The organism is Metabacillus sp. KUDC1714, assembly GCF_014217835.1.
Lineage (GTDB): Bacteria > Bacillota > Bacilli > Bacillales > Bacillaceae > Metabacillus > Metabacillus rhizosphaerae.
This window is the reverse complement of record NZ_CP055263.1, coordinates 599,168-617,500: the sequence shown is the minus strand read 5'-3', so window position 1 is coordinate 617,500 and position 18,333 is coordinate 599,168. Positions and strand designations below refer to the sequence as shown.

At 39.8% G+C, this 18,333-nt stretch carries 9 protein-coding genes, 21 tRNA genes and 2 rRNA genes (1 of these 32 running past the window's edge); 28 read left to right on the top strand and 4 right to left on the bottom strand.

Translation table 11 applies throughout. From position 1 onward, the window contains the following. From HUW50_RS03095 to HUW50_RS02960, 28 genes are all read left to right on the top strand, one after another. A 23S ribosomal RNA gene (locus HUW50_RS03095) occupies nucleotides 1-2,487 on the top strand; it begins 445 nt to the left of the window's first position. Between the two features lie 125 nt (nucleotides 2,488-2,612). After that, a 5S ribosomal RNA gene (gene rrf / locus HUW50_RS03090) occupies nucleotides 2,613-2,728 on the top strand. A 29-nt stretch (nucleotides 2,729-2,757) separates the two neighbouring features. After that, nucleotides 2,758-2,833 (top strand) — tRNA-Val (locus HUW50_RS03085). A gap of 15 nt (nucleotides 2,834-2,848) precedes the next feature. Beyond that, nucleotides 2,849-2,924 (top strand) — tRNA-Thr (locus HUW50_RS03080). Nucleotides 2,925-3,095: 171 nt separating this feature from the next. After that, nucleotides 3,096-3,171 (top strand) — tRNA-Lys (locus HUW50_RS03075). A 12-nt stretch (nucleotides 3,172-3,183) separates the two neighbouring features. Beyond that, a tRNA-Leu gene (locus HUW50_RS03070) sits at nucleotides 3,184-3,266 on the top strand. A 13-nt stretch (nucleotides 3,267-3,279) separates the two neighbouring features. Beyond that, a tRNA-Gly gene (locus tag HUW50_RS03065) sits at nucleotides 3,280-3,351 on the top strand. A 10-nt stretch (nucleotides 3,352-3,361) separates the two neighbouring features. Next, a tRNA-Leu gene (locus HUW50_RS03060) sits at nucleotides 3,362-3,450 on the top strand. 10 nt (nucleotides 3,451-3,460) lie between these two features. After that, nucleotides 3,461-3,537, top strand: a tRNA-Arg gene (locus HUW50_RS03055). Between the two features lie 5 nt (nucleotides 3,538-3,542). Continuing rightward, nucleotides 3,543-3,619 (top strand) — tRNA-Pro (locus HUW50_RS03050). Between the two features lie 16 nt (nucleotides 3,620-3,635). After that, nucleotides 3,636-3,711: transfer RNA gene (locus HUW50_RS03045), tRNA-Ala, on the top strand. A gap of 27 nt (nucleotides 3,712-3,738) precedes the next feature. After that, nucleotides 3,739-3,815: transfer RNA gene (locus HUW50_RS03040), tRNA-Met, on the top strand. A gap of 4 nt (nucleotides 3,816-3,819) precedes the next feature. Next, nucleotides 3,820-3,896, top strand: a tRNA-Ile gene (locus tag HUW50_RS03035). A gap of 15 nt (nucleotides 3,897-3,911) precedes the next feature. Continuing rightward, nucleotides 3,912-4,004 (top strand) — tRNA-Ser (locus tag HUW50_RS03030). A 28-nt stretch (nucleotides 4,005-4,032) separates the two neighbouring features. Further along, a tRNA-Met gene (locus tag HUW50_RS03025) sits at nucleotides 4,033-4,109 on the top strand. Between the two features lie 73 nt (nucleotides 4,110-4,182). After that, a tRNA-Asp gene (locus HUW50_RS03020) sits at nucleotides 4,183-4,259 on the top strand. Between the two features lie 157 nt (nucleotides 4,260-4,416). Next, a tRNA-Phe gene (locus HUW50_RS03015) sits at nucleotides 4,417-4,492 on the top strand. A gap of 27 nt (nucleotides 4,493-4,519) precedes the next feature. Next, nucleotides 4,520-4,595: transfer RNA gene (locus tag HUW50_RS03010), tRNA-His, on the top strand. Between the two features lie 10 nt (nucleotides 4,596-4,605). After that, nucleotides 4,606-4,679 (top strand) — tRNA-Gly (locus tag HUW50_RS03005). Nucleotides 4,680-4,690: 11 nt separating this feature from the next. After that, nucleotides 4,691-4,767, top strand: a tRNA-Ile gene (locus HUW50_RS03000). A 14-nt stretch (nucleotides 4,768-4,781) separates the two neighbouring features. Then, nucleotides 4,782-4,856, top strand: a tRNA-Asn gene (locus HUW50_RS02995). 7 nt (nucleotides 4,857-4,863) lie between these two features. Then, nucleotides 4,864-4,954 (top strand) — tRNA-Ser (locus tag HUW50_RS02990). A 19-nt stretch (nucleotides 4,955-4,973) separates the two neighbouring features. Beyond that, nucleotides 4,974-5,045, top strand: a tRNA-Glu gene (locus HUW50_RS02985). Nucleotides 5,046-5,770: 725 nt separating this feature from the next. Then, nucleotides 5,771-7,732 carry a 1,4-alpha-glucan branching enzyme gene (glgB, locus tag HUW50_RS02980; protein ID WP_066326284.1) on the top strand — a complete coding sequence of 654 codons (1,962 nt, stop codon included), beginning with the start codon at nucleotides 5,771-5,773 and terminating at the stop codon, nucleotides 7,730-7,732. Then, complete coding sequence (locus HUW50_RS02975) at nucleotides 7,689-8,855, top strand: glucose-1-phosphate adenylyltransferase (protein ID WP_066326289.1); 1,167 nt, start codon at nucleotides 7,689-7,691, stop codon at nucleotides 8,853-8,855. The genes glgB and HUW50_RS02975 overlap by 44 nt, the downstream gene beginning before the upstream one ends. A 193-nt stretch (nucleotides 8,856-9,048) precedes the next feature. Beyond that, nucleotides 9,049-10,065, top strand: coding sequence for a glucose-1-phosphate adenylyltransferase subunit GlgD (glgD, locus tag HUW50_RS02970; protein ID WP_311774050.1), 1,017 nt, complete (start codon nucleotides 9,049-9,051; stop codon nucleotides 10,063-10,065). Continuing rightward, nucleotides 10,062-11,522: a glycogen synthase GlgA gene (gene glgA / locus HUW50_RS02965; protein ID WP_066326292.1), complete on the top strand. Its 1,461-nt coding sequence runs from the start codon at nucleotides 10,062-10,064 to the stop codon at nucleotides 11,520-11,522. Before glgD ends, glgA begins: the two co-directional genes overlap by 4 nt. Next, entirely contained in the window at nucleotides 11,497-13,902 is a 2,406-nt protein-coding gene (locus HUW50_RS02960) for a glycogen/starch/alpha-glucan phosphorylase (protein WP_066326293.1), read from the top strand. The genes glgA and HUW50_RS02960 overlap by 26 nt, the downstream gene beginning before the upstream one ends. A 215-nt stretch (nucleotides 13,903-14,117) precedes the next feature. On the opposite strand, the gene HUW50_RS02955 is transcribed toward HUW50_RS02960, so the two are convergent. The 4 genes from HUW50_RS02955 to HUW50_RS02940 all read right to left on the bottom strand — a co-directional run bounded on the left by HUW50_RS02955 (nucleotide 14,118) and on the right by HUW50_RS02940 (nucleotide 18,208). After that, complete coding sequence (locus HUW50_RS02955; RefSeq protein ID WP_066326294.1) at nucleotides 14,118-14,909, bottom strand: TIGR00266 family protein; 792 nt, start codon at nucleotides 14,907-14,909, stop codon at nucleotides 14,118-14,120. Between the two features lie 194 nt (nucleotides 14,910-15,103). After that, nucleotides 15,104-16,075, bottom strand: coding sequence for a bile acid:sodium symporter family protein (locus HUW50_RS02950; RefSeq protein ID WP_066326300.1), 972 nt, complete (start codon nucleotides 16,073-16,075; stop codon nucleotides 15,104-15,106). A 326-nt stretch (nucleotides 16,076-16,401) separates the two neighbouring features. Next, nucleotides 16,402-17,157 (bottom strand): yteA family sporulation protein, encoded by a 756-nt coding sequence (locus tag HUW50_RS02945; protein WP_066326305.1) that lies wholly within the window; start codon nucleotides 17,155-17,157, stop codon nucleotides 16,402-16,404. Between the two features lie 118 nt (nucleotides 17,158-17,275). Continuing rightward, nucleotides 17,276-18,208, bottom strand: a complete 933-nt coding sequence (locus tag HUW50_RS02940) for a 1,4-dihydroxy-2-naphthoate polyprenyltransferase (RefSeq protein WP_066326312.1) — start codon at nucleotides 18,206-18,208, stop codon at nucleotides 17,276-17,278. Nucleotides 18,209-18,333: the final 125 nt, after the last annotated feature.

The following is an 18,333-nucleotide window of genomic DNA, read 5'->3' as shown; positions in this document are numbered from 1 at the left end:
GAAGCAGGGAGGACCATCTCCCAAGGCTAAATACTCCCTAGTGACCGATAGTGAACCAGTACCGTGAGGGAAAGGTGAAAAGCACCCCGGAAGGGGAGTGAAATAGATCCTGAAACCGTGTGCCTACAAGTAGTCAAAGCCCGTTAATGGGTAATGGCGTGCCTTTTGTAGAATGAACCGGCGAGTTACGATCCCGTGCAAGGTTAAGTTGATGAGACGGAGCCGCAGCGAAAGCGAGTCTTAAGTAGGGCGAAAGAGTACGTGGTCGTAGACCCGAAACCAGGTGATCTACCCATGTCCAGGGTGAAGTTCAGGTAACACTGAATGGAGGCCCGAACCCACGCACGTTGAAAAGTGCGGGGATGAGGTGTGGGTAGCGGAGAAATTCCAATCGAACCTGGAGATAGCTGGTTCTCTCCGAAATAGCTTTAGGGCTAGCCTTGAATTTAGAGTCTTGGAGGTAGAGCACTGATTGGACTAGGGGCCCCCAACGGGTTACCGAATTCAGTCAAACTCCGAATGCCAAAGACTTATATTCAGGAGTCAGACTGCGAGTGATAAGATCCGTAGTCAAGAGGGAAACAGCCCAGACCACCAGCTAAGGTCCCAAAGTATACGTTAAGTGGAAAAGGATGTGGAGTTGCTTAGACAACCAGGATGTTGGCTTAGAAGCAGCCACCATTTAAAGAGTGCGTAATAGCTCACTGGTCGAGTGACTCTGCGCCGAAAATGTACCGGGGCTAAACGTATCACCGAAGCTGTGGACTGTTCTTTTAGAACAGTGGTAGGAGAGCGTTCTAAGGGCTGTGAAGCTAGACCGTAAGGACTAGTGGAGCGCTTAGAAGTGAGAATGCCGGTATGAGTAGCGAAAGAGGGGTGAGAATCCCCTCCACCGAATGCCTAAGGTTTCCTGAGGAAGGCTCGTCCGCTCAGGGTAAGTCGGGACCTAAGCCGAGGCCGAAAGGCGTAGGCGATGGACAACAGGTTGAAATTCCTGTACCACCTCCTCACCATTTGAGCAATGGGGGGACGCAGAAGGATAGGGTAAGCGCGCTGTTGGATATGCGCGTCCAAGCAGTTAGGCTGACAACGAGGCAAATCCCGTTGTCACATAAGGCTGAGCTGTGATGGCGAGGGAACTATAGTACCGAAGTTCCTGATTCCACACTGCCAAGAAAAGCCTCTAGCGAGGTGAGAGGTGCCCGTACCGCAAACCGACACAGGTAGGCGAGGAGAGAATCCTAAGGTGAGCGAGAGAACTCTCGTTAAGGAACTCGGCAAAATGACCCCGTAACTTCGGGAGAAGGGGTGCTTTTTAGGGTGAATAGCCCGGAAAAGCCGCAGTGAATAGGCCCAGGCGACTGTTTAGCAAAAACACAGGTCTCTGCGAAGCCGCAAGGCGAAGTATAGGGGCTGACGCCTGCCCGGTGCTGGAAGGTTAAGGGGAGAGGTTAGCGTAAGCGAAGCTTTGAACCGAAGCCCCAGTAAACGGCGGCCGTAACTATAACGGTCCTAAGGTAGCGAAATTCCTTGTCGGGTAAGTTCCGACCCGCACGAAAGGCGTAACGATCTGGGCACTGTCTCAACGAGAGACTCGGTGAAATTATAGTACCTGTGAAGATGCAGGTTACCCGCGACAGGACGGAAAGACCCCGTGGAGCTTTACTGTAGCCTGATATTGAATTTTGGTACAGCTTGTACAGGATAGGTAGGAGCCTGAGAAGCCGGAGCGCTAGCTTCGGTGGAGGCGTCGGTGGGATACTACCCTGGCTGTATTGAAATTCTAACCCACAGCCCTTATCGGGCTGGGAGACAGTGTCAGGTGGGCAGTTTGACTGGGGCGGTCGCCTCCTAAAATGTAACGGAGGCGCCCAAAGGTTCCCTCAGAATGGTTGGAAATCATTCGTAGAGTGTAAAGGCACAAGGGAGCTTGACTGCGAGACCTACAAGTCGAGCAGGGACGAAAGTCGGGCTTAGTGATCCGGTGGTTCCGCATGGAAGGGCCATCGCTCAACGGATAAAAGCTACCCCGGGGATAACAGGCTTATCTCCCCCAAGAGTCCACATCGACGGGGAGGTTTGGCACCTCGATGTCGGCTCATCGCATCCTGGGGCTGTAGTCGGTCCCAAGGGTTGGGCTGTTCGCCCATTAAAGCGGTACGCGAGCTGGGTTCAGAACGTCGTGAGACAGTTCGGTCCCTATCCGTCGTGGGCGTAGGAAATTTGAGAGGAGCTGTCCTTAGTACGAGAGGACCGGGATGGACGCACCGCTGGTGTACCAGTTGTCTTGCCAAAGGCATAGCTGGGTAGCTATGTGCGGAAGGGATAAGTGCTGAAAGCATCTAAGCATGAAGCCCCCCTCAAGATGAGATTTCCCATAGCGTAAGCTAGTAAGATCCCTGAAAGATGATCAGGTTGATAGGTCTGAGGTGGAAGCACGGTGACGTGTGGAGCTGACAGATACTAATCGATCGAGGACTTAACCTAATAAAAGCGTTAAATGAAGTGAATTGAATTGTGTATCGTTATCTAGTTTTGAAGGAATATATTTTTTTTGTAAAAAACACTTGAAATATTCTTTCAAAATAGTATAATAATTCTTGTCGTAATTGTCTGGTGGCGATAGCGAAGAGGTCACACCCGTTCCCATGCCGAACACGGAAGTTAAGCTCTTCAGCGCCGATGGTAGTTGGGGGTTTCCCCCTGTGAGAGTAGGACGTTGCCAGGCTGTTTCAAGAATTATATTGATCTTACAACGGAGGATTAGCTCAGCTGGGAGAGCATCTGCCTTACAAGCAGAGGGTCGGCGGTTCGATCCCGTCATCCTCCACCATTATAAACTTATTGTGCCGGTGTAGCTCAACTGGTAGAGCAACTGACTTGTAATCAGTAGGTTGGGGGTTCAAGTCCTCTTGCCGGCACCACTTAATACTACTCATTGAAAAATGAGCCATTATCTCAGTTGGTAGAGCACGATCGAATAAGCATCGAAGCGATACATCAGCGCACATATTGAGCTGCTACTTGTTTAAGCTTTCTGAAATATGGGCGTCATTACAAGAGCAAAACAACATTATACTACTCATTGAAAAAATGAGCCATTAGCTCAGTTGGTAGAGCATCTGACTTTTAATCAGAGGGTCGAAGGTTCGAGTCCTTCATGGCTCACCATTTACACACCTTGCGGGTGTGGCGGAATTGGCAGACGCGCTAGACTTAGGATCTAGTGTCCTTGTGACGTGGGGGTTCAAGTCCCTTCACCCGCATCAATTAAATATTGCGGAAGTAGTTCAGTGGTAGAACACCACCTTGCCAAGGTGGGGGTCGCGGGTTCGAATCCCGTCTTCCGCTCTTAGTAAGTGCCGGGGTGGCGGAACTGGCAGACGCACAGGACTTAAAATCCTGCGGTAGGTGACTACCGTACCGGTTCGATTCCGGTCCTCGGCACCACTTACATTATGCGCCCGTAGCTCAATTGGATAGAGCGTTTGACTACGGATCAAAAGGTTAGGGGTTCGACTCCTCTCGGGCGCGCCATATATCGGGAAGTAGCTCAGCTTGGTAGAGCACTTGGTTTGGGACCAAGGGGTCGCAGGTTCGAATCCTGTCTTCCCGACCATACTAAAACTTTCTTTGGGGCCTTAGCTCAGCTGGGAGAGCGCCTGCTTTGCACGCAGGAGGTCAGCGGTTCGATCCCGCTAGGCTCCACCATTTAGTTAAATAATAAATTTCCATTTTGGCGGTGTAGCTCAGCTGGCTAGAGCGTACGGTTCATACCCGTGAGGTCGTGGGTTCGACTCCCTCCGCCGCTACCAATTTGGACCTTTAGCTCAGCTGGTTAGAGCAGACGGCTCATAACCGTCCGGTCGTAGGTTCGAGTCCTACAAGGTCCACCATTTTCCATCATACACGGAGGAATACCCAAGTCCGGCTGAAGGGATCGGTCTTGAAAACCGACAGGGGCGTCAAAACCCGCGGGGGTTCGAATCCCCCTTCCTCCTCCATATTTTTTAAATTTTATATTTCTATTATCGCGGGGTGGAGCAGTCTGGTAGCTCGTCGGGCTCATAACCCGAAGGTCGCAGGTTCAAATCCTGTCCCCGCAACCAATTTCAGTTGACGATACTACGTTGCTCTTACTTCTTAGCGAGGAAACATAGGAGTGCTTTAGTGCAACCAAATGGTCCGGTAGTTCAGTTGGTTAGAATGCCTGCCTGTCACGCAGGAGGTCGCGGGTTCGAGTCCCGTCCGGACCGCCATTTTTAAAAAATCCCTTGTCTCAAGGAAAAGGGTTTCAATAAGCGAGAAGGTCGAGGAAGCGACTGAGCGAACACCGGAGCGTATGTAAATACGTGAGGATGTGAGTGATGGAGCTGACGAAGAGATTCGAAGCTTAGTGGAAGCCGTAAACTATATGGCTCGGTAGCTCAGTTGGTAGAGCAATGGACTGAAAATCCATGTGTCGGCGGTTCGATTCCGTCCCGAGCCACCATTTTTAAGATTAGACTTAGCTCATGTGGCGATTGTGGCGAAGTGGTTAACGCACCTGATTGTGGTTCAGGCATTCGTGGGTTCGATTCCCATCAGTCGCCCCATTTATATCTTGCGGGTGTAGTTTAGTGGTAAAACCTCAGCCTTCCAAGCTGATGATGAGGGTTCGATTCCCTTCACCCGCTCCAAAATTTAAAATGGGCCTATAGCTCAGCTGGTTAGAGCGCACGCCTGATAAGCGTGAGGTCGATGGTTCGAGTCCATTTAGGCCCACCATTTCATATTTTTATTCCGCAGTAGCTCAGTGGTAGAGCTATCGGCTGTTAACCGATCGGTCGTAGGTTCGAGTCCTACCTGCGGAGCCATATATATGGGGAAGTACTCAAGTGGCTGAAGAGGCGCCCCTGCTAAGGGTGTAGGTCGCGCGAGCGGCGCGAGGGTTCAAATCCCTCCTTCTCCGCCAGTTTATAAATATAGTTTAAGGCCCGTTGGTCAAGCGGTTAAGACACCGCCCTTTCACGGCGGTAACACGGGTTCGAATCCCGTACGGGTCATCAACAAAAAAACACTGCAAATTCGCAGTGTTTTTTTTGTTGGGATTTTTTTAAAACCGCTCCAAAAAGATCTTATTCCAAGTAGAGTGTAAAAAACCTTTGCTTTGTATTTTCTATTCTATTAGGTAGTGGTTTAAGCTTGATCAAATTAGGGTATGAATAAAAGAAACAAGCTTAAATGTTGACTTATCATTTGATAAACTATTATATTCAATTGTAGGTGCTCTATAAAAATTAAATCTACTTTTCTATGTAAATAAAATAGGGTCTGAAACGGAAAATTCATCTACTTTTTCGTATGCAAAAATTTGAATGATACGCACTTTCTTGATTTGTTTATTTCAATCTTAAGATTAAGCTTGCTTCAAAGTAACCCATCTACAATTAATTCGAAATTCCTTCTTTTTTTTCTTCAAAGAACTTTCAACAAAAACCAACAAAAAGTCGAATAAAATATTTTTCTGATATAATGTTCGGTATCTCAGCTTGTCCACAATTCTACTAATTTGAACGCTTTTCTTACCTTAAATTAAATTATTCCGATTTCATCAAACATACTTCATACTACTAGTGTTTTAGAGTCTTTTTCGCCGATTTATTAAAATTCCCTTTATTTTTTTCTATATTTTAAAAGTATAACATTTAAATATTAATTTCATTTCAATGTAGGTTTATGTCGGAAAAAAGAAGCGTTTACATAAAAGGGATCTACGAGTAAGTATTGAATGTTTAGCATAGAGATAATAAGAGAAAGGGTGACCTATGTGACTCTCATTTGTCCAACAGACTATGATATTCATTTATTTCATGAAGGACAGTCATTTGAAAGCTATGGGTTTTTAGGAGCTCATATACAGGAGCAAGATGGATTAATTGGTACAAATTTCTGTGTATGGGCACCAAAAGCAAAAGGAGTTAATGTTGTTGGTGATTTTAATGGTTGGTTTGGTCAAAATCATCAAATGGAGAAGATCAATGAGGAGGGGATTTGGAACATATTTATTCCTCATTTAGTAGCTGGAGAGATATACAAGTATGAAATCATTACAGCTTCTGGAGAGACTTTATTGAAAGCAGATCCATATGCCTTCTTTTCAGAGGTAAGGCCGAACACTGCATCCATTGTTCATGATTTATCAGGGTATGTGTGGAACGATCAAAAGTGGAAGAGAAAAAAGCGACAGAGACCACCATATGATCGACCAATGTCTATTTATGAAGTGCATTTAGGAACTTGGAAAGTAAAAGATGATGAAGAGTTGTATAGCTACAAGGAATTAGCAGAAGAACTAATACCTTATGTATTAGATCATGGTTTTACCCATATTGAATTACTTCCTATTATTGAACATCCATATGACCGTTCTTGGGGATATCAAGGAACGGGTTATTTTTCTGCTACAAGTCGTTTTGGTAAACCACAAGATCTAATGGAATTTATTGATACATGCCATCAAGAAAATATCGGTGTCATTATTGATTGGGTTCCAGGTCATTTTTGTAAGGATGAACATGGGCTATATATGTTTGATGGTCAACCAACTTACGAATACAAAAATTATAATGATCGTGAAAATTTGGATTGGGGAACAGCGAACTTCGATTTAGGTAAACCTGAGGTTCAAAGCTTTTTGATTTCAAATGCGATCTTTTGGATTGAGCATTTCCATGTAGATGGTTTCCGTGTTGATGCGGTTGCAAATATGCTTTACTGGCCAAATTCTAATGAGCTAGTAGAGAACCCATTTGCAGCAAGCTTTTTAAGAAAACTGAATGAAGCTGTCTTTGCAAAAGATCCAGATATCTTAATGATTGCTGAAGATTCAACTGATTGGCCAATGGTAACTGCTCCTACCTCGTCAGGTGGTCTAGGCTTTAACTACAAATGGAATATGGGTTGGATGAATGACATTCTTACCTATATGGAGGCTTCTCCAGAACATAGGAATGAACTCCACCATAAAGTAACATTCTCCCTATTATATGCTTTTTCAGAAAACTTCATTTTACCGTTTTCTCATGATGAGGTTGTGCATGGGAAAAAATCACTGTTAAATAAAATGCCAGGTGATTATTGGCAGAAGTTTGCTCAATTAAGGCTGCTTTATGGATATATGATTGCACACCCTGGAAAGAAACTACTTTTTATGGGTGGTGAGTTTGGCCAGTTTGATGAATGGAAGGATTTAGAACAGCTTGATTGGTTTTTAGAAGATTATGAGATGCATAATAAAATGCGTGTCTTTTTTAAAGAATTGCAACAAGTCTATCAAAAGCAAAAGCCATTGTATGAATTAGATCATGCAGAAGAAGGTTTTGAATGGATAGATGTTAACAACAGGGATCAAAGTATTTTCTCTTTTATACGTAAAAGTCAAAAAGAAAATGATCTTTTAGTAGTAATTTGTAATTTTAAACCAATTGTTTATCACGACTACAAAGTTGGGGTTCCAATCGATACAGAATATGTAGAGATTTTAAATAGTGATGCAGGTGAATATGGTGGATCAGATCAACTGAATAAAAAGAATTTGAAGGCATTAGAGGGTGAATATCATGGCAGACCATATCACCTTTCGATGACGATCCCACCATATGGAGTTGTTATTTTACGAACAGTTAAAAAAAGAGGGGAGAATAAAAATGGGAAGAAAAAAGTGCGTCGCAATGTTATTAGCAGGGGGTAAGGGTAGCAGATTAAGCTCCCTTACAAAAAATCTAGCGAAACCTGCTGTTCCCTTTGGGGGCAAATATCGAATCATTGATTTTACATTAAGTAATTGTACGAATTCTAGTATAGATACAGTAGGGGTACTTACACAGTATCAACCTCTTGTCTTAAACTCATATATTGGTATAGGCAGTGTATGGGACTTAGATCGTAAAAATGGCGGCGTAACAGTTCTTCCTCCTTATACAGAATCTTCTGAGATGAAATGGTATAAAGGGACAGCAAGTGCAATCTATCAAAATATTAATTACATCAAGCAATATGATCCTGAATATGTACTAATCTTATCAGGAGATCATATTTACAAAATGGATTATTCGAAGATGCTAGATTACCATATTGAAAAAAATGCTGATGCATCTATTTCAGTTATTGAAGTGCCTTGGGATGAAGCAAGTCGTTTTGGCATTATGAATACAAATGAACAGATGCAAGTTGTCGAATTTGATGAAAAACCTGCTAAACCGAAAAATAATTTAGCTTCTATGGGTATCTATATTTTTAAATGGTCAATATTGAAAGAATATCTTGAAATGGATGAGAGAAATCCATATTCAAGTCATGACTTTGGAAAAGATATTATTCCTTTATTACTAGATGAAAAACGCAATGTTGTAGCATATCCGTTCCAGGGATATTGGAAGGATGTAGGTACGGTTAAAAGTCTTTGGGAAGCGAATATGGATCTTTTAAACGATGAATCAAAACTGAATTTATTTGATCGTGATTGGAAGATCTATACTGTTAATTCCAATCACCCTCCTCAGTTTATCTCTGATGATGCACAAGTAACAGATTCATTTGTAAATGATGGCTGTGTCATTTTGGGCAATGTGAATCATTCTGTATTATTTCAAGGTGTAACAGTTGGAAAGAATACGGTTATTAAAAATTCTGTCTTAATGCCAGATGCTGTAATTGGTGAAAATGTTTATATAGAGAATGCAATTATCCCTAGTGGAATTGAAATTCCAAATGGTACAGTTATTTGCCCTGATGCAAATTCAGAGGAAATTCTCCTTGTAACAGAAGAGATTATTGAAGAACTTAACACACTTGTAGATAGCAAAAATATTTAATATAGAATTATTTAGGATCAGAGTTTCGAAGTTATAAAATTACTAACATAGTATGGAACAAGGTTGGTTGGGGTATTAGCTTGTCTTACCAATAGGGATACTGGATAAAATCAATAGGATCCTAAATGTGTAAGCTTGTTTGCTTGCTCCGGCCTCTTTTCCTAAAAAGGGGAGAATGGAATTGAATCAGAAAATGCTTGGTGTTATTGATGCAACAGCCTATAAACCGGAAATTGAAGATTTAACGGTACATCGTTCATTAGCAGCGGTTCCTTTTGCTAGTCGTTATCGATTAATTGATTTTGTCCTTTCAAATATGGTTAATTCTGAAATTGAAAGTGTTGCGATTTTTCCTAAATACCAGTATCGTTCATTAATGGACCATATTGGCTCAGGAAAACAATGGGATCTAAACCGTAAAAAGGATGGATTATTCTTTTTTCCGTCTCCTCACTTGCATAACGAGTACGATGAGTTTGGATCATTCCGTCAGTTTTCAGATCATATCGATTACTTTTTAAGAAGCACACAAGAATATGCTGTTATTACAAATAGCTATACTGTTTGTAATATTGATTATAAAAAAGTATTGTCATATCATTTGGAAAATGGCTGCGACATTACAGAAGTAAGAAAAGATGACAAGTCATTGCAAATGTATATCATGTCTACAAAGCTTCTTATAAATCTTATTGATGATAAAGAACAGACTGGTTCTAAGACTTTAGCAGATGTGATAATTGAAAATCGAAATAATTTAACAATCTGTCATTATGAATATAAAGGCTATGCTGCAGTTATCGATTCGATTAGTAGTTATTATAAGCATAGTATGGATATGCTTAACCCAACGGTCTGGAATGAAATTTTCTTGAATAACCGTCCAATTTTAACAAAGGCAAAAGATGAGCCTCCTACGAAATATGGAAAAACTGCTCTAGTTAAAAATTCATTAATTGCAAATGGTTGTAAAATCGAGGGGCATGTAGAAAATAGTATCATTTTTAGAGGGGTCCATATTGGAAAAGATACAGTCATTAAAAATAGTGTAATTATGCAAAAGTCACAAATTGGAGATGACTGTTTATTAGACAATGTAATCGCGGATAAAGATGTCAAGGTAGAAAAAGCGGCTGTAATTAAAGGGGCTGCATTATTACCATATATATTAAGAAAAAGAACGATTCAAGGAGCGTTGATGAACTCGTGAAAGTCTTATTTGCAGTTTCAGAATGTGTACCATTTGTGAAATCAGGTGGGTTAGCCGATGTAGCAGGTGCCTTACCAAAGGAATTAAAGAAACTTGGAATGGATGTTCGTGTTATTCTGCCTAAATATAGTTTAATAGCAGAAAAGTTTAGAGATAAAATGGAAAAAATAGAGGAGATTACCGTGCCTGTAGGTTGGAGGCAGCAATTTTGTGGAATCGAATCTTTAGAATATGATGGGATCACATACTACTTTCTTGATAATGAGTACTATTTTTATCGAGACTCACTTTACGGACATTATGATGATGCAGAAAGATTCTCTTTTTTCTGCAGAGGGGTTCTAGATTCATTGGAAGCAATTGACTTTCAACCTGATCTTATTCACTCACATGATTGGCATACAGGAATGATTAATTTCTTGCTGAAAGAGGAATATCAACAGCAACCATTCTATAAACATATCAAGAGTGTGTTTACCATTCATAATCTACAATTCCAAGGGATTTTTCCTTTTTCTGTTTTAGAAGATCTCCTGAACATGGAAGCTGAAAAGTTCTTTGGATTGGAATTCCATGGACATGTGAGCTTTATGAAGGGTGCAATTAATTCTGCTGATACCATTACAACGGTTAGTCCTACATATATGGAAGAGATTCAAACAGCTTATTATGGAGAAAGATTAGATGGTTTATTACGATCAAGGCAGGCATCTTTAGTAGGTATCCTAAATGGGATAGATGATGAATTATATAATCCAGAAACTGATCCAGTTATAGATGAACCTTATACTGTTGACACTCTTAGCAGAAAAGCTTTGAATAAAGCTGCCTTGCAGTCATCATTTGGACTTCCAGTAGAAGATGATATTCCACTAATATCGATGGTGACAAGGTTAACAAAGCAAAAGGGCTTTGATTTAGTGAAACGAGTTCTTGATGAAGTATTAAGCAAAGATGTTCAAATGATCGTTCTTGGAACTGGTGAAAAAGAATTTGAAGATTTCTTTAAACATATGGAATGGCTTTATCCTACTAAATTTAAAGCATACATAGGATTTGATGAAAGATTAGCACATCGCATCTACGCGGGCTCTGATCTTTTCTTAATGCCTTCAAAATTTGAACCATGTGGATTAGGGCAGCTCATTGCATTAAGGTATGGTACCCTTCCGATAGTGAGAGAAACCGGTGGATTGAACGATACAGTTTTGTCTTATCAAGAGGATACAGAGGAGGGGAACGGATTTTCATTCAGAAATTTCAATGCTCATGACATGTTAAATACCATTTATCGTGCTGTGGATATGTATCAACAGAAGGATGTATGGCAGGGAATTGTAGAAAATGCCATGAAACAAGATTATAGTTGGACACAATCTGCTTTGAAATATAACCAGCTATATGCTGATTTAATGACTAGGAGTGAAGAGCATGTTCTCCAACAAGGATCGGTTTAAGGAAAGCTTTCTAAAAAGATTAGAAAGCATGTGTGGCAAAGGATTTGAAGAGTCTACAAAGCGTGATCAATATCATACTTTAGGCAATATGGTAAGGGAATATATTAGTTCGAAATGGATTGAAACCAACGAGCTATACAGGTCGGAAAATAAAAAACAAGTTTATTATTTATCAATTGAATTTTTACTTGGACGTCTGCTTGGTCAGAATTTGCTAAATCTAGGTATTAAAGAGATTGTCGAGGAAGGACTAAGTGAGCTAAATATCACATTAAGTGAAATTGAAGATTGTGAGTCTGACCCAGCTTTAGGTAATGGTGGTCTTGGACGACTTGCAGCATGCTTCTTAGATTCCCTTGCGACGTTAAACCTACCTGGACATGGATATGGAATCCGCTATAAACATGGATTGTTTGACCAAAAAATAGTGGATGGTTATCAGGTAGAGCTTCCTGAGCAATGGCTTAGACACGGTAATGTTTGGGAGGTTCGAAAACCTGACGAAGCAGTTGAGGTTTCATTTTGGGGAAGAGTTGAAACAAGTTGTGATAACAATGTTCTCTCCTTTAAACAAGTTGGTGATCAAAAGGTTTTAGCTGTTCCTTATGATATGCCTGTTGTTGGTTTTCATGTCAATACAGTTAATACGCTAAGACTATGGAATGCTGAACCATCATCCTTTGGTCCAAATCACGATATCTTGTCGTATAAGCGTGAAACTGAAGCGATCACTGACTTTTTATATCCTGATGATACACATGATGAAGGGAAAATATTAAGATTAAAACAGCAATATTTTCTTGTTTCTTCAAGTATTCAAAGCATTTTAGCTTCCTATAAAAAGGAAAACTCAAATGTGAGAGAGCTCCATCATTCTGTTGCGATCCACATTAATGATACACACCCAGCTTTAGCTATTCCTGAATTGATGAGGATCTTAATGGATGTTGAAGGATTAACATGGGATGAAGCATGGGAAATTACAAGTCATACAGTATCTTATACAAATCATACCATTCTATCTGAAGCGTTAGAAAAGTGGCCAATTTATTTATTTAAACCACTTTTACCAAGAATTTATATGATTATTGAGGAGATCAACGAGCGCTTCTGTGCAGAGCTTTGGGATCGTTATCCAGGAGAGTGGCAACGTATAGAACATATGGCCATTATTGCACATGGATTAGTGAAAATGGCTCACCTCTCTATCGTTGGAAGCTGTAGCATTAATGGAGTTGCAAAAATTCATTCAGATATATTGAAAAACCGCGAAATGAAGCCATTTTATGAGTTATACCCTTGGAAATTTAATAACAAAACGAATGGCATTACTCATCGCAGGTGGTTATTAAAAGCAAATCCAGAGCTAACAGCAATAATAAAAGATGTTATTGGTGATGAATGGATAAAGCAACCAGAAAAGTTGATAGATTTAAAAAGACATATTTATCATCCTGCTTTAAAAGAGAGTTTTGCAGCTGTTAAGAGGAAAAGAAAAGAGATTCTTGCAAAAAAGATAGCTGAAAAGAATGGGATTATCGTAGATATTGATTCAATTTTTGACGTTCAAGTTAAGAGATTACATGCATATAAACGGCAATTATTAAATGTTTTACACATTTTGTATTTATATAATCGCATAAAAGAGGACGCGAATTATACGATCACACCTCGTACATTTATTTTTGGTGCCAAAGCGTCACCAACGTATTATTATGCAAAAAAAGTGATCAAATTAATTCACTCTTTAGCAGATAAAGTTAATAACGATCCAAGAGTCTCGAAGGTTATTAAAGTAGTCTTCATGGAAAATTATCGTGTTTCACTTGCCGAAGATATTTTTCCGGCTGCAGATGTGAGTGAGCAAATTTCAACGGCAAGCAAAGAGGCATCTGGAACAGGGAACATGAAGTTTATGATGAATGGAGCTCTAACGGTAGGAACTTTAGATGGAGCAAACATTGAAATCATGGAGGAAGTTGGACGTGATAATATCTTCACTTTTGGATTAACCGCCAGCGAGGTTCTAAAATATGAAGAAAACGGTCGTTATCGATCGATGGAATATTATCACCATGATTTAAGAATCCGCCAAGTTGTCGATCAATTAACAAATGGCTTTTTCTCAGAAGATGAAGGGGAATTCGAATCAATTAAAGATTCACTATTAGTTCAAAACGATCAGTACTTCGTTTTACGTGATTTTGCTTCATATATAGAAGTGCAAGAAAAAGTTGGAGTTGCCTATCAAAATACTGATAAATGGCTTGAACAAGCCTTAATCAATATTTCACACTCAGGCTTCTTTTCGAGTGATAGAACCATCCAACAATATGCCGATGATATATGGGAAATTGGACCTGTTGCTTTAAAAATGTAAAGAAAAAAATGGTGTGCCCACGATTGGGGTGCACCATTTTTGGTTCGTTTTAGGAAATGAAAAAGTTCTTGTATAGTAAATATGCGCTTTGACATCCAGCGCCTATCCCCTCTTAGGTCTACAGCCACTCATAAATTGAAGGTAAAAACACACCTTCTATTCATGAGTGGCTTATTTGCCTGAGGCTAGTCAAGGAGATTGCGCATTAGTTTTAATCAATCACCATCTAATAATCTACCTAAGCCACCAAGTAAGCTTCCTTCTCCACGACCTTCTCCGCCAGAGGATGGTGCACTAGCTATAACACGATCTGCCAAACGGCTAAATGGAAGTGTTTGGATCCATACAGTACCTGGTCCTTGAACAGTTGCAAAGAATAAACCCTCGCCACCGAAGAATGCTGTTTTTACTTTACCAACAAATTCAATATTATAATCTACATCTTTTGTTAAAGCGACAAGACATCCAGTATCAATGCGAAGCTTTTCTCCAGGCTGCAAATCTCTTCTAATAATTGTCCCACCAGCATGTAAAAATGCTAACCCGTCACCTTCAAGTTTTTGCATAATAAAGCCTTCGCCACCGAAAAATCCAGTCCCTAGTTTCCTCTGGAAGTCAATTCCAATCGAAACACCTTTAGCTGCACATAGGAAGGAATCCTTCTGACAGATTACTTTGCCTCCAAGTTCACTTAAGTCAACTGGTATGATTTTACCTGGATATGGAGCAGCAAAGGATACACGTTTCTTACCTGATCCTTTATTTGTGAATACGGTCATGAATAAGCTTTCACCAGTTATCACACGCTTGCCCGCGCCGACAAGTTTACCTAGAAAGCCCTTTTGGTTATTATCTCCGTCACCGAAGATTGTTTCCATATCAATGCCATCTTCCATCATCATCATACCACCAGCTTCAGCAACAACACTCTCTTTTGGATCTAATTCGATTTCAACACACTGCATATCGTCACCATGCAGTAAATAATCAATTTCATGTGCGTTCAACAGGATCCCCCCAATATGTAAATAACAGTTCAAAAGTAACTGTAACAGTTTCTATTTTACAGGTTTTTTACATTTCATAGAAGTCTCTTTTGGTTTCTTTAACGAATGTTTTTACCTTCAATCGCTAGTAAATTGCGAAATACAATATAGAAATCTATTTAAAACAAAAGAGAGCATCAAAGCTCTCTTTTATTTTAACCTTTATGAGATTTGTCACTAGCGTTGTCAGTACTAGTTTGAGAACCAGCCTTTTTCCCCCACCATGTAGCAAGAAGCGGCCCGGAAATATTATGCCAAACACTGAAGATTGCACTTGGTACTGCCGACAATGGGGAAAAATGGGCAACAGCTAAAGCTGCACCTAAACCCGAGTTCTGCATTCCTACCTCAATCGAGATTGCTTTTTGATCTGCAAAATTCAGCTTTAACAATTTCGCTAAAACGTACCCTAAAAGAAGTCCTAAAACATTGTGTAAAACAACAATTGAAAAAATTAAAAGTCCAGTTTCAGCAATTTTACCTGAATTAACAGCAACAACAGCTGCAGCCACTGCTACAATCCCCACAACTGAAATTAGTGGTAATACAGCAACACTTTTTTCAACCTGTTTACGGAATAATAATTTGACAACAATTCCTAAAATAATTGGTACTAACACAATCTGCACGATTGATAAAAATAACGAACCAGCAGAAACCGGTAACCATTTACTTGCGAACAACAATGTAAGTGCAGGTGTTAAAATTGGAGCTAATAAGGTCGAAACAGAAGTAACAGCAACAGACAATGCTGTGTTACCTTTCGCTAAAAATGTCATAACGTTTGAAGCAGTACCACCTGGGCAACAACCTACCAAAATGACACCTACAGCTACTTCTGGTTCTAATTGAAATAACGTAGCAAGACCAAATGCCAACAATGGCATGATCGTATATTGTGCTAACACTCCAACAATAACACTTTTTGGTGCTTGAAACACTGCTTTAAAATCCTGCAAAGATAAAGTTAAACCCATACCAAACATAATAATGCCTAATAAAAGTGCAATATGAGGGGCAATCCACGTAAAGCCTCCTGGGATAAAAAACGCTAAGATGGCAAAAACAATAACCCATACAGCAAATGTGTCGCCAGCTTTTTTACTTACCTTCTCTAAAAAATTCATGTAATCTCAACCTCCTTTGTAGAATTATATATTAGTATTCTGAAATTTCAATATTTATTTATAAAGAGGGAATTATTGCAAGTAATTTGTAAGGGGTTGTTACAGGTTTTATGAAAGGTTTGTAAAACAGAGGAGTAACGCCAATCTAGTCAGTGTCTCGTTAAATTCAGTTATCTTCTCGTCTAAGATCGGATTTATCTCGCTAAATTTAGCTTAAGTCCCGTCAAATTCGAGGGAAATTCCGTAAAAGTAGAAAAGTCACATTATTTGTATTTGGTCACCCATCCTGCAAATTAAAAAGACTCCTCAGATTGAGGAGCCTATAATCACACTTCTTCTTCCGTATAGGGATCTTTTTCATAACCAGGTAAATCACCAAAAATGGTCATCAATCCTTCTTCATCAAGCATATCTTCATACTGCTCATGCTGATTAGAAGGGTAGACAGTGATTTCTTTTCCCTCAATATCAGTACCTACAAAATTCTCGTAGTCCTCAACATAGCCATCGGGTTCTTCTGATTCCATATACATATCGTTGTAGTGATCTTTTGGATATGTTAAATCGGATGGCGTTTCAGATGAACCAAAGCTATTGACGATTTGATAGGCATCTTCGGCATCAAAAGCGACATTTTCATCTTGGTCATCATAGTTAAATTTTCCGAATGGAGGCATAAGGACACCTTCTTCAATCGGTCGATTATGAGAGACAACCTGTTCTGGTGCATGCTCCTTACACGTTGTAGCTGTTGGTATTGCATCAAGTCGATCTAACGGGATTTCCATTCCGCATACTTCACATTTGCCATAAGTTCCGTTATCAACAGCTTGGAGAGCACGGTCTATATCAGTTAATTCCTCTTCAGTATGTTCATTTAGTGCAATATCTTTTTCACGCTCATATAATTCGGTTGCTTCATCTGCTGGGTGGTTGTCATAGCTTGAGAGCTCACCAACTGATTCATGAGCATGTCCTTCTTCTAAACCATAATGTCCATTCATTTCAAAGCGTTGTTCAATCTCATCCTTCATTTTTAATAGCTGTGAACGGAAGGTCTCTACTTGTTGTGAACTTAGCATGCCATCCACGCTCCTTCCTTAAATATATTTCTACTACCTATTATGAGCAGTTAACATGAAATCATGATTGTAAATAATTACACAAAAAAACACGGCTTTTATCCGTGTTTTTCATGCATTACATATAATGACCTATAAATAAGCCAAGTGCTAACAAAAATCCAAATTGTACATTTGTTTGTGCTGTAGCCTTCATTGCGGGCATCATTTCTATTGGACGAACTTTCCCAATAAATTGCTTCACAGCTGATATAGCTTTTGGAATGCTTAAAAATACAATTAATGACCAAGAAGTAGCCACACCGCTAAAGACTAGGATTAAGGTGATGATATAGGAAGCAATAAACATGAGTGCAAGAAAGCAAATTGAGTTTTTTCTTCCTAATAATATAGCTAGTGTTTTTCGTCCATTTTCTTTATCACCATCTAAATCGCGAATATTGTTAGCAGTTAAAATTGCACCGACTAAAATCGCAATTGGAACAGAAAATAAAAAGATAGTAAATGATAAGGTTTCTGTTTGAATAAAATAGGCAATTAATATGATAACAGTACCCATAAAGAAACCAGCTACAAGTTCGCCAAAAGGTGTGTAGGCAATAGGAATAGGTCCTCCTGTATAAAAGTATCCTGTTGCCATACATATGATACCTATTAAAGCAATCCACCATGTAGACATTATGCAAATATAAATGCCAATAACTGTTGCGATCGAAAGGAAAATAATAGCTAAATTTAGAACTGTTTGCGCCTTGATCCCATTTCGAACGATGGCACCACCAATTCCAACAGATGATTCATTATCTAAACCACGTTTATAGTCAAAGTATTCATTAAACATATTTGTTGCAGCTTGAATTAGAATTGAAGCAATTAACATTGCAATGAATATTGAGAGCTTTATTGATCCTTCGTTCAAGGCTAACACGGTTCCAATTGTAACCGGGATAAATGCAGCAGATAATGTATGTGGGCGAAGAAGCTTCCACCATATTCTAAAGCCTTTGTCCTGATTTATAGAAGGAACTTGCGGCGTTGTCTGAGGTTGCATATGATTACTCCTTTTTTGAAAAATAAAAAAGTATAAGTTTTTACACTAATAGTTCATTTTAGTGCTAGGAGACTTCGGCATGTTCTAAGTTTGTCTTAAATTTTTATTTCAAAGTAACGACTCCC